Annotated in this window: 12 protein-coding genes; 6 read left to right on the top strand and 6 right to left on the bottom strand. The window is 69.5% G+C overall.

Features of this window, described 5'->3' with window-relative positions:
• Nucleotides 1-19: 19 nt before the first annotated feature.
• Nucleotides 20-757, bottom strand: a complete 738-nt coding sequence (locus CP983_RS00955) for an SDR family oxidoreductase (protein WP_150498130.1) — start codon at nucleotides 755-757, stop codon at nucleotides 20-22.
• Between the two features lie 246 nt (nucleotides 758-1003).
• Between CP983_RS00955 and CP983_RS00950 the strand changes: the two genes are divergently transcribed.
• The 3 genes from CP983_RS00950 to gap all read left to right on the top strand — a co-directional run bounded on the left by CP983_RS00950 (nucleotide 1004) and on the right by gap (nucleotide 4053).
• Nucleotides 1004-1933: a helix-turn-helix transcriptional regulator gene (locus CP983_RS00950; protein ID WP_150498129.1), complete on the top strand. Its 930-nt coding sequence runs from the start codon at nucleotides 1004-1006 to the stop codon at nucleotides 1931-1933.
• Nucleotides 1934-1989: 56 nt separating this feature from the next.
• Nucleotides 1990-2946 carry a GlxA family transcriptional regulator gene (locus tag CP983_RS00945; protein ID WP_150498128.1) on the top strand — a complete coding sequence of 319 codons (957 nt, stop codon included), beginning with the start codon at nucleotides 1990-1992 and terminating at the stop codon, nucleotides 2944-2946.
• Between the two features lie 108 nt (nucleotides 2947-3054).
• Nucleotides 3055-4053, top strand: a complete 999-nt coding sequence (gene gap / locus CP983_RS00940; protein WP_150498127.1) for a type I glyceraldehyde-3-phosphate dehydrogenase — start codon at nucleotides 3055-3057, stop codon at nucleotides 4051-4053.
• A 95-nt stretch (nucleotides 4054-4148) separates the two neighbouring features.
• Here the strand turns inward: gap and CP983_RS00935 are convergent, their stop codons facing one another.
• Together CP983_RS00935 and CP983_RS00930 are read right to left on the bottom strand one after the other, a co-directional pair.
• The gene (locus CP983_RS00935; RefSeq protein ID WP_150498126.1) at nucleotides 4149-4760 is read right to left on the bottom strand and encodes an NUDIX hydrolase; all 612 of its coding nucleotides are present in this window, start codon (nucleotides 4758-4760) and stop codon (nucleotides 4149-4151) included.
• 87 nt (nucleotides 4761-4847) lie between these two features.
• A complete protein-coding gene (locus tag CP983_RS00930; RefSeq protein WP_150498125.1) occupies nucleotides 4848-6080 on the bottom strand; it encodes a GNAT family N-acetyltransferase in 1233 nt (410 codons plus the stop codon).
• A 287-nt stretch (nucleotides 6081-6367) separates the two neighbouring features.
• Here CP983_RS00930 and CP983_RS00925 point away from each other — a divergent pair, with 287 nt between their 5' ends.
• Nucleotides 6368-7177, top strand: coding sequence for a universal stress protein (locus CP983_RS00925; protein WP_150498124.1), 810 nt, complete (start codon nucleotides 6368-6370; stop codon nucleotides 7175-7177).
• A 55-nt stretch (nucleotides 7178-7232) separates the two neighbouring features.
• Here CP983_RS00925 and CP983_RS00920 read toward each other — a convergent pair whose 3' ends face one another.
• Both CP983_RS00920 and CP983_RS00915 read right to left on the bottom strand, forming a co-directional pair.
• Nucleotides 7233-8912, bottom strand: a complete 1680-nt coding sequence (locus tag CP983_RS00920; RefSeq protein ID WP_150498123.1) for a serine/threonine-protein kinase — start codon at nucleotides 8910-8912, stop codon at nucleotides 7233-7235.
• Nucleotides 8913-9188: 276 nt separating this feature from the next.
• The gene (locus tag CP983_RS00915) at nucleotides 9189-10061 is read right to left on the bottom strand and encodes a DUF4394 domain-containing protein (RefSeq protein ID WP_150498122.1); all 873 of its coding nucleotides are present in this window, start codon (nucleotides 10059-10061) and stop codon (nucleotides 9189-9191) included.
• A gap of 279 nt (nucleotides 10062-10340) precedes the next feature.
• On the opposite strand from CP983_RS00915, the gene CP983_RS00910 reads away from it, so the two are divergent.
• Nucleotides 10341-11540, top strand: coding sequence for a PucR family transcriptional regulator (locus tag CP983_RS00910; protein ID WP_150498121.1), 1200 nt, complete (start codon nucleotides 10341-10343; stop codon nucleotides 11538-11540).
• 220 nt (nucleotides 11541-11760) lie between these two features.
• Complete coding sequence (locus CP983_RS00905) at nucleotides 11761-12933, top strand: DNA topoisomerase subunit B (protein WP_150498120.1); 1173 nt, start codon at nucleotides 11761-11763, stop codon at nucleotides 12931-12933.
• A gap of 13 nt (nucleotides 12934-12946) precedes the next feature.
• On the opposite strand, the gene CP983_RS00900 is transcribed toward CP983_RS00905, so the two are convergent.
• Nucleotides 12947-13774 carry an SAM-dependent methyltransferase gene (locus CP983_RS00900; RefSeq protein WP_150498119.1) on the bottom strand — a complete coding sequence of 276 codons (828 nt, stop codon included), beginning with the start codon at nucleotides 13772-13774 and terminating at the stop codon, nucleotides 12947-12949.
• Between the last annotated feature and the right edge of the window lie 22 nt (nucleotides 13775-13796).

Here is a 13796-nt window from a genome sequence, read left to right as displayed (position 1 = left end):
GCTGCCCCTGCTGCTCCTATCAGGCGGCGGCGTCGAGGACTGAGCGGATCACAAGCTCATTGACGTCCACGTGATCGGGCTGGTTCACGGCGTACACGATGGCGTCCGAGACGGCGGTCGTGGGAAGCGCGAGCTTGTCGGCCAGTCCCTGAACCCACGCCATGGTGCCGGGGTCGCCTCCCTGGATCAATTCCGACTCCACGAACGACGGGCTCACAATGCTCACGCGGATATCGCTGTTCTCCTTGCGAATACCCTCCGAAATGGCGCGCACGGCGTACTTCGTCGCGCTGTACACGGCGGCCGTGGGGACCACCTCGTGACCGAGCGTGGAGGCGATGTTGATGAAGTGGCCGGAACCCTGAGCCTTCATCAGCGGAAGCGCCGCCGCGATTCCGTGCAGGACGCCGCGCACGTTGACGTCGATCATCCGGTCCCATTCCTCGGTCCGCTCCATGATCAGCGGCGACAGCGGCATGACACCGGCGTTGTTGACCAGGACGTCGATCCGTCCGTGCCGCTCGTGTGCGGTGCTCACGAAGGCCTTCATGCTGTCGAGGCTCGTCACGTCGAGCTCGCTGTACTCGGCGGAACCGCCGGCAGCCTTGATGCGGTCGACGACCTCGGCGAGGCGGTCGACCCGACGGGCGCCCAGCACGACGTGATGTCCTGTGCCCGCAAGGGCCCTGGCCGTGGCCGCACCGATTCCGCTGCTTGCTCCGGTCACCAAGACGATCTTCGACGTTGAGGTGGTCATGCGTTTCTCCGGTTTCTCATCATTTACAGGGGGCGGCCAGTACGGCGCGCATCAACGGCCTCATTGCGCCGCTTACCGTCCTTGACCTGGTTGTGGTCGGGGTGGACGGCGTGTTCGGGCCGGGTTCCATCGAGCCTGGCACGCAGAGTGACGCGGTGGGGCGACGGCGTGAGCCCACCGGAACCTAGGTCCAGCTGGGCCACCCTCATCGCCGGATCGCGGCCGCCGCGGGCACACAATGGAGGCATGGACCAGAACGCCGAGCTGGGAGACTTCCTCCGCTCTCACCGTGCCCGCCTGACTCCCGAGTCGGTCGGTATGGCGTCGAACGGTGGTGCCCGCCGGGTGCCGGGTCTGCGCCGCGAGGAAGTTGCGCACCTGGCTGGCGTGAGCGCCGACTACTACGCCCGCTTGGAACAGGGGCGGCATCCCAAGGTCTCCGAGAGCGTGCTGGATGCCGTGGCCCGGGCATTGCGTCTGGGCCCGGTCGAACGGGACTACCTCTTTCACATCGCCCGCCCGCGAGGCGCCAATCCTCCGCGGGGGAACATGCGACCCCAACGCGTGCGCCCCGAAGTGCATCAGATGCTGGAGGTATTGGGCAGCGTCTCACCGGCCTTTATCGTCAATCACCGGCTGGACGTACTGGCCTCGAATTATCTGGCCCGGTCTCTCATTACCGACTTTGATGCCATGGCGGCTCGGGAGCGCAACTTCGCCCGCTTCGTTCTGTTCGCCCCTGCCGCGAAGGAGCTGTACGGAAACTGGGCGTCGATCGCGCAGATCATCGTGGCCAACCTCCGCCTGTCATCAGGGCGCCACCCCGACGACGCCCGCCTCAACGAGCTGATCGGCGAGGCATGCGTCAAGGTGCCGGAGTTCAACGCGTGGTGGGCAAGCCACCGTCTCGACGACTGCAGCAACGGAGCCCAGCTGTTCCATCACGCCGTGGTCGGCGATCTGACCCTGCACCACGAAGCGCTGACCTTCGCCACCGACCCGGACCAGACCCTCTGCCTGTACACGGCCGAGCCCGGTTCCCCCTCCGCCCAGACCCTGGCACTCCTCGCCAGCTGGAGCGCACCGGACGCCTCGTCGGGCTCTCGCGGACGCGGTCCCTTGGGACGTCACACGGCTCGGGGGCCCGCCGCGGGTCAGGCGACGCCCCACCAATAGCAATGACGGAGATGTGAGAGGGCGTTGCGAAGTAACGCCCCACGTAATCTCTTCCTGTGTCAGCCTCCCGCCTGCATCGCGTCGCCGTCCTCGTGCTCGATGGTGCCAAGCCCTTGGATGTCGGAATTCCGGCGCAGGTTTTCACGACCCGCGCGAGCATGCCGTACGAAGTGCGGGTGTGCGGGGCGGCTCCCGGCCTTGTGACGGGCGGCGACGGCCTGGCGTACTACGTCGACCACGGCCTCGACGCGCTCGCGTGGGCCGACATCGTCTTCGTCCCCGGCTACCGGCACCCGGACTGTGACGACCCGCCGCGGGCCGTCATCGACGCACTGATCGCAGCACACGACCGGGGCGCGCGGCTCGCCGCCATCTCGACCGGCGCCTTCGCGCTCGCCGCCACCGGCCTGCTCGACGGCAGGCGCGCCACGACGCACTGGCACTACACGCGGGCACTCGTGGCCAGGCACCCGCTCGTCCAGGTCGACGAGAACGTGCTGTTCGTCGACGAGGGCAGCGTGCTCACCTCGGCAGGCGCCGCCTCCGGGATCGACCTGTGCCTGCACATCCTGCGCGGCGACCTCGGAGTGGCCGCCTCCAACCACGCGGCCCGGCGTCTGGTCGCGGCCCCCTACCGCAGCGGCGGCCAGGCCCAGTACGTGCCGCGCAGCGTCCCCGAGCCGCTCGGCGAGCGGTTCGCCGACACCCGCGAGTGGGCGTTGCACCGCCTCGGCGAGCCCCTCACCCTCGACTCGCTGGCGCGGCAGGCGGGGGTCTCGCCGCGCACGTTCTCCCGGCGCTTCGTGGATGAGACCGGCTACACGCCGATGCAGTGGGTGATGCGCGCCCGCATCGACCTGGCCCGCGAACTGCTGGAGCGGTCGGAGCGCAGCGTGGAACAGATCGCCGCCGACGTCGGGCTCGGCACCGGCGCGAACCTGCGCCTGCACTTCCAGCGCATCCTCGGCACCACACCGAGCGAGTACCGGCGCACCTTCACCCGCGGCGAGTAACCCCTTCCGGCCCCCTGTGGCGGGATCCTTTTGAACCATGGCGATGTCGCCACTGTCAGCGGCGTCCGCCGCGGACGAACCTGGTGGTGAAGGGAAGGGACACCACACATGACTCGCATCGCCATCAACGGATTCGGCCGCATCGGACGCAACGTGCTGCGCGCACTGCTCGAACGCGACAGCGCCCTGGAGATCGTCGCCGTAAACGACCTCACGGAGCCCGACACGCTCGCCCGGCTGCTCGCCTACGACAGCACGGCAGGCCGCCTCGGGCGCCCGGTGACCGTTGACGGGGACACCCTCGTCGTCGATGGCCGGCGCATCAAGGTCCTGGCCGAGCGTGAGCCGGCGCAGCTGCCGTGGGCCGAACTCGGCGTCGACATCGTCCTCGAAGCCACGGGCCGCTTCACCTCGGCGAAGGCCGCCCGCGCCCACCTCGACGCGGGCGCGAAGAAGGTACTCGTCAGCGCGCCCTCCGACGGCGCCGACGTCACGCTCGCCTTCGGGGTCAACACCGACGCCTACGACGCGGACCTGCACACGATCGTCTCGAACGCCTCCTGCACCACCAACGCCCTCGCGCCGCTGGCCAAGGTCCTCGACGACCTCGCCGGCATCGAGCACGGCTTCATGACGACGGTGCACGCCTACACGCAGGAGCAGAACCTCCAGGACGGTCCGCACCGCGACGCCCGTCGCGCCCGGGCCGCCGGCGTCAACATCGTGCCGACCACGACCGGCGCCGCCAAGGCGATCGGCCTGGTGCTGCCCAACCTCGACGGCAAGCTGTCCGGCGACTCGATCCGCGTACCGGTGCCGGTGGGCTCGATCGTCGAACTCAACACGACCGTCGCCCGTGACGTGACGCTCGACGACGTGCTGGCGGCATACCGCGCCGCGGCGGAGGGGCCGCTCGCCGGTGTCCTCGAGTACTCGGACGACCCGCTGGTCTCCTCCGACATCGTGGGCAATCCCGCCTCGTCGATCTTCGACTCGGCCCTCACCCGCGTCGACGGCCGCCACGTCAAGGTGGTCGCGTGGTACGACAACGAGTGGGGCTTCTCGAACCGGGTGATCGACACGCTGGAGTTCCTCGCCACCCGCTGATCGGGCGTGGGGGCGGTACCCCGCCCCGGCTCCTTCCTTTGGGCGCTCTGGTTGACCGGTCGGACAACCAGAGCGCCCTGGCACGCGGGCTACCCCTACTGCGCCTTGGCTCGCGCGTGCCGCAGCTTGTGAGTGAAGCGGTGCATGTGGGGGTCGAGCACCTCGGCCGACTCGTCGAGGACCTGGTCGTCGGTCATCCACCGGATTGCATCGAACTCGCGTCGGTCGTACGAGGTGATGGCGCGGGCGTCGGCGTCGATGACGTACCAGAGCGAGACGTCGGTGTGCGTGCCATGCCCCCGGGTTCGGGTGACCGTGAGGAAGAAGGGGCGCTCACCGGCGATCGGCGACGCCACGGCCTCGATGCCCAGCTCCTCCTGGCATTCGCGGACCACGGCGGCCCATGGATCCTCATCGGGCTCGACGTGTCCTCCGGCCGGCAGCCACAGACCCGCCTTGCGGTGGGCGACGAGCAGCAGCCGGCCGTGCGTTCCGTCGAGGACGACGAAGTAGCTCACCAAATGCATGGCCGGAACATCAGGCTTGCGCACCCGGTAGATCGGGGCTCCGCCGGCGATCCACCGAGTGGCGGTGTCCAGATGCGTGCGCTCCAGCTCGTCCCACGGCTCGATGGCACCGACCAGATCAAGAAGATGGGAACGCGACTGGTCGTCAGGGAGGGGCATCAGGTCGTCAGTTGAGGCCATGCGCGCATGTTGGCAGAAGCCACTGACAACGCCTTCACGGAGACGATCCGCCGCGAGCCCACGTGATCACGGTGCTGAGCGCGGCGGTCAGAACCAGTGCAGGCAATGTGGGGACCGCTCGGCGCGGAAGAAGGTGTCCGCGAGGGTGGCGCCGTCAGGACGGTGGGCCTGGATGTGTCCGGCGCGCACGAGCGTGCTCGGGGCGGTGCCACCGAGGTAGATCGAGCCCAGGTCGCGCATGTCGAGGGACAGGTCGGGCTCTCGGTCCGTCGGGACGCAGTCCGCCTTTCCGTCCCGGACCATCAACAGGTAGCGGTTCCGCTCGCCGAGGAACGGATCCTCGACGTCGAGGACGAGCTCGCCGTCCGTGAACCATCCGCGCGCGGTCAGGGCACGCGGGACGTCCAGCAGCCGCACCCAGAGCCAGTCGGTGTCGCCGCTCACCTCGCCGGCGCGGAAGTCCGCGAGCTGCCAACGAAGCGGGTGCTCGGCCGGGACGTGCTTGAACACGACCCGGGAGACCAGGTCATGACCGAGCGCGAACCGTGCCAGGGCCGCGAAGCCGGCGTCGTCGGCGGCGATGGTCTCGTCGACCGTCAAGGCGTTGCCCTCGCCGATCGAGTAGCTGGCGTACCCGTCCGGGACGCCGTGGGCGTCGCGGTGAACGGCGACATAGCGCGGCGCCGGCGATATCGGGGGCTGGCCCGCCCGCAGGGCCCACCAGCGATGCGGTCGGGACAGTGCGCCTGGCTGGGCACGGCGGTACCGGTCGTAGACCGCTTCCAGAGTCTCGCCGCACTCGGCGCGCCGCAGCACCTCGACCGAGCCGTCGTCCGAGCCGCTCACCGCCGCGTCGGACGCCTGGCGAGCCCGGGGGACGGCGAGGGCGGCCTGGTGGCGCGGCACCGTCAGCCGCGCCGTGTAGGTCGCCGGTCCGTAGCCGAACCGGCCGTAGATCGGAGCCTCGGAGGCCAACAGCACGGACAGGATCTCGCCGCGGGCCCGCAGCTCAGCGAGCTGATGCCGCATCATCGCGCTGAGCACGCCCTGGCGCCGATGGGACGGCAGGACGCCGACGGCGGTCACCCCGGCGGCCGGAACGAGCCTCCCACCGGGCAGGGTGAGTTCGAAGGAGTGCGCGGCAGCGGTTCCGACGGGCCGACCGTCCGCCGCCAGGGCGAGCAGACAGCGGTCGAACTCGAGCGCCGACCACCACAGCCCACCGCCCTCGATCGGGGTTTCCGCAAAGCGCCCGAACGCGGCATGGACCGTATCGACGAAGACGTCACGGTCCTCGTCGGTCGTGGAACGAATCTCCATTGCCGCTGCTGCCTCCTCGACGTACCGGCACCACGACTTGTGGTGTCCGGGCACAGTGCAGCGTTCACCGGGGACAACGGCAAACGAATTTACGGCTGCCCGCGCGGTGGGTCCCAGTGCCCGGGGTGCCGGACCAGGGCCGCCTCGCTGCGACCGACCGGACAGCGATACACCGGCTGACCTGCGGCGGATCAGCACGTGGGGGAATGGCCAAGTGGCAGCAACGTGTCGCCGGGGTGAGGCTGGGACCGGCGTGAGGGTTGGGTTCCGGTGATGGAGGAGGTCCGGTGGGGAAGCTCGTCGTCGTTGGGGTGGACGGCTCGTCGTCGTGCCAGGCCGCGGTGGAGGCGGCCGCCCGGGAGGCACGGTGGCGTGGCGCGGGACTACGCGTGGTGCATGCCTTCAGCCGGTCGGGCAGGCCGATGTACTCGCATCCGGATCCGGCACCGCTCGATGATCTGGTTCGTGAGGCGGCGGATCACGCCCGTGCCGTGGCGCCCGAGGCGGAGGTCACCGAGGCGGTCGTGCCGGGCAGCGCGGTGGCCGTGCTCGGCGCCGAGTCGCGAGCCGCGGACCTGGTCGTCGTCGGTGCACGGGGAGCCGGCGGTGTCGTCGAGATGCTTCTGGGCTCGACGGCTGTGTCACTGGCCGCCCACACCAGATGTCCGGTGATGGTGATTCGCGGGGAGTCGGCCGACGCGGGGCCTGTCGTAGTGGCTGTCGACGGCTCGCCCAAGGGCGAGAGAGCGGTGGAGTTCGCTTTCGCCGAAGCGGCGTTGCGCAAAGCGGAGATTCTTGCCGTACACGCATGGCTGCCGGACTACGCCCCGGCCGGCACGGGTGTCGAGAGCGCCGAGCGGCTGCTGGCCCAGGCCCTGGCCGGGCACGCGGAGAAGTATCCGGACGTGGTGGTCAGACAGCAGGTGCTGAGCGGCGAACCTCGCGAGACGCTGATCGAGGCGAGCAGGAGTGCCCAGCTCATGGTCGTCGGAGCCAGGGGGCGCGGCGGCTTCGCCGGGCTGCTCCTGGGCTCGGTGAGTCAGGCCCTGCTGCACCACGCACACTGCTCGGTGACCGTCGTCCGCAGCGAGACCTGACGGGACCCACCACGCCATCCGGCGGCTGTGACGTACCTGCGGCTGAGCGCAGATGTCAGGAGGAGCGGGTCAGCCGGGAGGGCGATCCGTTCGTCTGGCTGCCCTCGTTGCCCAGCGTCAAGGTGTCGGCGCCGGTCTTCGCCAAGGTGTAGAGGTTGCCTCGTACGCACACCACGCCTGCGGAAGGGTCCGTTGGCGCGCTCGAGACCGCCTCGAAGACCATGGAAGTTCCGTGTGTCTCACGCAGACTCAGCGTCTCGGTGCACCCGAGGTCCCGGCCCGTGCCGTCCTCGGTCACGTGACTGACCTGCCTGCCCACGATCTCGCCCCGGTCCGCGGCGTGAAGGGTGACGGTCACGGTCACCTTGGACGTGCGCGCGTTGACGATTCCGTCGCCGGCGGGGCTCCCGGGGCCGGTTCCCTTCCAAGTGCCCACCCAGGTCCCGGGCAGGGCATTCCCGGCAGCGGTGGGGGAGGGAGACGTCGAGGCGGGCGGTGAGGTACGACCGTTCCCGTCCGCCTCGTCTTTCGTGCCGTCGGACCATGCCAGCGCCGCTACGACCGCCCCGGCTATCACGGCGCCCGCGACCACGGCGGCAGCCCATACGCGCGCCGATGGCCAGCCGGTCGCGGAACCGGCCCCGGACGTGGCGAGGGGCACAGAGCCGGGGACGGGACCCGGCGCCAGGGCGGGAGGAGGACCGTACGCGATCGGCGAGCCGTACGCGGTCGGAGGACCGAACCCAGCCGCCGGCCCAGATCCGGCCGCCGGCCCGAACCCACTCTCCGGTGCCGGGCTCGGCGCTGATGGTGGCTCAGACTGGAGCGGCGCCGAGCGCTCCAGCAGCTCCGCCAACTCGGCTTCCCGTACGGCGATGTCCGCCTCCAGACGCGCCGGCCGCGCCGAGGCCCATATGCCGTGCCCCGCCTCAAGCCTCTCCAGCAGCGCCCCCGCGGTGGGACGGGCTTCCGGTGACTTCTCCAGGCAAGCCGCCAGCAGCGGCGCGAGTGCCTCCGGAACGCCGTCGAGCACGGGCTTCTCGTGCGCGATGCGATAGAGCAGTTGCGCGGCGGACGGATCCTCACCCGGGTGGAGGAAGGGCCCGCTCCCCGTGGCGGCGTACACCAGGACCGCGCCCAGCGCGAAGATGTCGCCGGGCTCGGCCGATATCCCGCCGGTGACCTGCTCGGGCGCCATGTAACCGGGGGAGCCGATGACGCCGCCGGTGCTCGTGTGGCGGGTGTCGTCCGCGGCTCGGGCGATTCCGAAGTCGATGAGGAGCGGACGGCGGCGGGCGAGCAGCACGTTGGACGGCTTCACGTCCCGATGCGCGAGCCCCGCCCGGTGCACGTCCCGCAGCCCCTCGGCGAGTTCCACCGCGAGCGCCCGGACGGCGGCCTCGGGCAGCGGGCCGTCGGACGCCACCCAGTCGGCGAGGGAGGGGGCGGCCACGTACTCCGTGGCCAGCCATTGCGGCCGCTGCCCGGCCGGGCTGAAGTCGACGACCGACACCGTCCACGGCGAGCGCACCTGGTCGCTGCTGGCGATCTCGCGGGCGAACCGCTGCTCGAACCCGGGGTCCAGGCCGAACTCGGTGCGCACGGTCTTGAGCGCCAGTGGACGACCCGATGCCGTGCGGGAGAGGAACACCTGCCCCATGCCGCCGGCGCCCAGTCTCGCCAACAGGGGGTAGCCGCCGATGGCCGGCGGATCGGTGGGATCCAGACGTCTCATGAACCTCTCCGGGCGCTGCTCGGACCGCAGGGGCGGTACACCGTGGCTGCGGGCGACCTACACCGCCGTGATGCACGCGGTCCTGTACTGCACGCGATGCATTCATATCAGTTCATTTCCCGAGCGCACGGCGGGGAGGGATCGAATGCCCCGTGGGGGAGCCATGGCCTGGCCGAGCGGCACCCGCGGGCCCTGAAGCCGTTCAGGAGAACGACGACGTGCGGCCCGCCGGGCATCGGATGTCCGGCGGGCCGCTGCTGCGCGAGTCCGTGAGGGTCAGCTTCCGGTGAGGGTGATCGCCAAAGACGTGATGTTGAGCGGGAATTGGAGAATCGGGGTCGGTTCACCGGTGACGAGGTTGATGCTGTACAGCGTCGGGCTGCTCGCGCCGTACGGGGTGAGCGAGGCGAACGCGGCGACCGACGTCGTCTTGCCGTTGGTCAGGTAGCTGAAGATGTCCAGGCCCGCGTTGGGCTGAGCGTCGAAGCCGAGGGATCCGACCGTCGTCAGTGTGCCGTTGTTGGCCGGCGCCTGGAGGACGAGGTTGTCCGTGGTCGTGTCGATGCCGTACAGGAGCGTTCCGGTCGACGCGACGAGGTCGTTGTTCGTGTAGCCGGACGCCGTGACGCCCCGCGTCGGCCCGGTCAGCGGCGGGGTGGTCAGGGTGGTGTCCTCGACCGTGGTGTGGTCATTGAGGTTGTGCCGCAGGTTCTGCCCGTTGTCGCTGACGACCCGGATCCGGTCGGCCGCCGGGTTGAAGTCGAAGCCGAAGTTGGTTCCGTACAGAGCGACTTGGAGCTGGGAGACCTTGGTGACCACCACGTCGGAGGTCTGCGGCGGCGTCTTGATCGTGTAGATGCCGCCCTTGTCGCCGAGGCCGTACAGTAGGCCGTTCTGGACGCGGTGGTCGAGGGCGAGGAGCTTGGTGTCGCCGCTGAGGCCGGTGACGACCCTGACCCAGTCGAGCACGTTCGGCCGGTCGGTGGTGAAGGTGGCCATCAGGGTGCCGTCGCCGGTGATCCCGAAGGCACGCAGGCTGGGTGTGGCGGAGGCTGCCGAACCGTTGCCGGGTGCGCTCACCAGCAGTGCCGCGGAGACGGACAGGACCGCGGCCGCCGCCGCGAGTCTCTTTCTGATTCCTGCTTTCATCAGTGTTCCCCTCCCGTTCGATCGAATGCCATCGAAGGAAATTGCACACGCGATGAGGATCTCTGCGAATGCGAATTTCGGCGCATTGGTGACTCCTATTTAGCCGCCTTCACCGCAGCTCCACAACCGGATCTGGGTACAACACCGTCTTGATCCGAGAACTTTGCGCATCATGACAAATACTCGGGTGGCGCAAAGAGTGTCGATTCACGCGAAGTGATAAATCGAGTCCGGATTTCGTCTGTCGACCCGCTCACCTGCGATGGCAGGCTCCCGCCCATGGGGAGCCTCTTCGCCGAACTGGCCCGGCAGGCGCCGACCAACGCCTGCCGGGAGGTCGAGACGTATCTGCGCGAGATTCCGGAGTTCCGGTCGTGGGAAACGAAGCCCCGGGCCAAGGCCGAGACGATGGAATACTCGGTGTGGCTGCGGCGCCGCACGATCGAACTGTCTCCGGACAACAGCGAACTGACCGACGACGACCTCTGCTACATCGCCGCCATCGGCGAGGTACGGGCCGATGCCGGAATGTCCTCGGATTCACGACAACAGGTACTCCAGCTGCACACCACGCTCATGCTGCGCGACATCCACGAGGCGGCCGAGAACCTGCGCGGCGGCGAAGTCGAGGAACTCATGCAGGTGATGACCTGGTTCGCCCCGCAGGGCGACCGCGGAATCGTCGCCTACCGACAGGGATTCGTGACAGTGCTGCGCCGCCGTCTGCCCTACGTCGAGCAGGTCGCCCTGCTCGCCAGGTCACTGCTCACCGGCGACCCCATGGCCGCGGACCTCGCCGAGGCGCTCGACCTTCAACTCCCCGAATTCTGCGCCGTCACGGTGATCCGCGTACCGGACCGTCCCCTGGGCGACCGTGATCTCGACGTCGAGATCGAGGCGCTCGTGAAGACACACCGGGTGCCCGCCGTCTGGTACCCGGAGAACGGCACGAGGGGCGGTGAGCTGATCGCCGTCGTTCCCTGTGCCGACGAGGCCCTACGGCTGCCCTCCGCACCCGAAGCCGTAGCGGACCTCGTCGGTGACTTCGCCGAGGCGATCGGCCGCCCTTGCGCTGCCGGCACCGCCACCGCACCCCTCGACGAACTCCCTGCCGCCCTCGAACGTGCCCGCCGGATCAGCAAGTCGGCCCCGCTGGGGAAGCCCTCCCGCCGATTACGGCCGTACACCGTGGCGGACGTGTTCGTCGAACTCGCGGTCGCCGACGTGCCGTTCATCGACGCCTGGCTCCACACGGTGGCCCGGAACCTCGAACCGGGCCCGGACCTAGTGACCACGCTCGATGCCTACTACCGCCACGACATGAACCGCGGCGCGGCAGCGGCGGCCCTCAACGTCCACCCGCGCACCCTGGACTACCGCCTGCGCCGGGTCGCTGAACTCACCGGTATCGACCCGGCCTCGACGCACGGCATACGCACCCTCAGCACCGTCGTGACACGGCGGCTGTCGGGCTCTTGAGCCTGAATCGGAGCCCTCAAGGCGGCCGGAAATGGGCTCGGGGGCGCGCTTGACGGGACCCCCGACATCCTCCGACCGGCATTCGCGGTCCCCGGACCGCCCGACTCCCGGCAGGCCGCCACTCGGCCGTCCATGCCCTCGGCTCGATAGCTCTGACCTGGTGTTTTGCGCTCATCGGCCTAAGCTGGGGGTCTGCCGGACACCCATTGGAGGGGGCCTCATGAGTGACGCCGCGAGCCAGTACACCGCCGCCCACATTCAGGTGCTGGAGGGGCGGGAGGCCATCCGGAAACGGCCGGGGATGTACGTGGGCTCGACCCGTGAGCCCGGTCTGCACAACACCGTGTTCGAGGTGTCCGACTGGGCGGTCAACGAGGTCCTGGCCGGTCGCGCCGAACACGTCGACGTCACGCTGGAATCCGACGGCAGCGTGCGGGTCGCCATCGACGGACCAGGGATTCCTGTCGAGGCCGCCGGGCATACCGGCGACCCAAGTCTGGAAGAACTGCTGACTCGGATGCACGCCGGACCGCGGGGCGACAGCCGCGACTTCGTGGGGGTAGGCCTTTTCGGCATGGGACCCTTCGTCACCAACGCCCTGTCGAGCCATCTGACGGGAGAGGTCCGGCGCGAAGGGGTGCGCTGGGTACAGCGCTACGACCGTGGTGCCGCGGTCGGCCCGCCCTCGCCCCAGGGGCCCACGACGGAAACCGGAACCGTCATCGCGTTCCGGCCCGACGCCGACATCTTCGGCACGGCACAGTGCTCGTTCGACGCGCTGGCCGAGCGTTTCAGAACACTGGCCTTCCTGAACCGTGGCCTCGCCATCTCCCTGACCGACAGGCGCCCGTCAAGCGGGTCACGGTCGGAACGGTTCGTTTTCCCGGGCGGTGCCAGGGACTTCGTCGCCGCCATCGCGGCCCGGACGGGGCCAATCGATGGGACGGACGTCTTCGGCTTCGAGTACGAGGACCCGCAGATCGCCGGGTGTGTCGAGGTCGCCATGATGTGGAGCGACACCCTCGCAGGTGGCGTCCACGGCTTCGCGAACAGCATGCCCACCCGCTGCGGCGGATCGCACATGGTGGGCCTCCGCGACGGAGTGGCGGCAGCGATCAACGCCTTCGCGCGGGAGCGGCGATTGCTGACGAAGACCGACACCGATCTCGGACCGGACCGGCTGTTCGACGGCCTGACCGCCGTCGTCTCGGTGAAACTCGACCGCCCCGAGTTCGAAGGCGCCACACGCGACTTCCTGGGCAATGCCGAGGTCCGCGAATCCGTCGCGGCGGCCGTCCGGGACCAACTGATCGCGTGGCTGGCTGAGGACCCGCGCCTGGCCTCAGCCGTCGTCGGCCGGATCGCTGCCGGTACCTCGTCGGCCGGGGCGTGAGCCCCGGCCTCCGTCACGGCTTGATGCCCACCCCGGTCCACAGGCTGACCTGGGCGTCCGTCACGGACTCCGTCCTGGCGGCCCCCTGGGGCGCGGCCTCGGGGCGCCAGCGGTGGCCGACGGTGACGCCGGGCTCCAGCAGGTCGAGCCCGTCGAAGAAGCGGGCCACGTCCTTCTGGGAACGGAACTGCACCGGCGTACCGGCTCCGTTGTAGATGTCGGTGACCTTCTGCCAGGTCTCCGGATCGAAGTCCGGTGTGCAGTGGCTCAGGGCCAGTGCGCTGCCCGAGGGGAGGACGTCGAGCAGGTTGCCGACGATGCCGTACGGGTCCTGGGAGTCCGTGACGAAGTGCATCAGGGCGTTGAGGGACAGCGCGACCGGCTTGGTCAGGTCCAGGACCTCGGCCAGCTCGGGGGCGTTGACGAGAGCCTGCGGGTCGTTGACGTCCGCCTCGATGTAGGTGGTGCGCCCCTGGGGCGTACTGCGCATGAGGCGCTCGGCGTACTTGAGGACGAGGGGGTCATTGTCGGCGTAGACCACGCGGGCGTCGGGAACCACGGTCTGCGCGACCTGGTGCAGGTTCGGCTCGGTGGGAATGCCGGTGCCGATGTCGAGCCACTGCCGGATGCCGTGCTCGGTGGCGAGGACCCTGGTGGCCCGGTGCATGAAGGCCCGGTTCTCCCGGGCACACACGAAGATGCCGGGATAGGCGTCGGCGACGGTCTCGGCCGCCTTCCGGTCGATCTCGAAGTGGTCCTTGCCGCCCAGGTAGTAGTCGTACATCCGAGCGGAGTGCGGCCTGCTGGTGTCGATGTCCCGAGCGGCGTGGGGGGTGCTCATTCTGTTCCCTTCAATGGTGTCC

It is taken from the genome of Streptomyces chartreusis, from assembly GCF_008704715.1.
Taxonomy (GTDB): domain Bacteria; phylum Actinomycetota; class Actinomycetes; order Streptomycetales; family Streptomycetaceae; genus Streptomyces; species Streptomyces chartreusis.
Note: the sequence above shows the minus strand (reverse complement) of the source record. Positions and strands in the feature narration are given on the sequence as shown.

Excerpts from the sequence above, each read along its gene's own strand:
- CP983_RS00955 (WP_150498130.1), bottom strand. The coding sequence starts at position 757 with ATGACCACCTCAACGTCGAAGATCGTCTTGGTGACCGGAGCAAGCAGC.
- CP983_RS00950 (WP_150498129.1), top strand. The coding sequence starts at position 1,004 with ATGGACCAGAACGCCGAGCTGGGAGACTTCCTCCGCTCTCACCGTGCC.
- gap (WP_150498127.1), top strand. The coding sequence starts at position 3,055 with ATGACTCGCATCGCCATCAACGGATTCGGCCGCATCGGACGCAACGTG.
- CP983_RS00935 (WP_150498126.1), bottom strand. The coding sequence starts at position 4,760 with ATGGCCTCAACTGACGACCTGATGCCCCTCCCTGACGACCAGTCGCGT.
- CP983_RS00930 (WP_150498125.1), bottom strand. The coding sequence starts at position 6,080 with ATGGAGATTCGTTCCACGACCGACGAGGACCGTGACGTCTTCGTCGAT.
- CP983_RS00920 (WP_150498123.1), bottom strand. The coding sequence starts at position 8,912 with ATGAGACGTCTGGATCCCACCGATCCGCCGGCCATCGGCGGCTACCCC.
- CP983_RS00915 (WP_150498122.1), bottom strand. The coding sequence starts at position 10,061 with ATGAAAGCAGGAATCAGAAAGAGACTCGCGGCGGCGGCCGCGGTCCTG.
- CP983_RS00910 (WP_150498121.1), top strand. The coding sequence starts at position 10,341 with ATGGGGAGCCTCTTCGCCGAACTGGCCCGGCAGGCGCCGACCAACGCC.
- CP983_RS00905 (WP_150498120.1), top strand. The coding sequence starts at position 11,761 with ATGAGTGACGCCGCGAGCCAGTACACCGCCGCCCACATTCAGGTGCTG.
- CP983_RS00900 (WP_150498119.1), bottom strand. The coding sequence starts at position 13,774 with ATGAGCACCCCCCACGCCGCTCGGGACATCGACACCAGCAGGCCGCAC.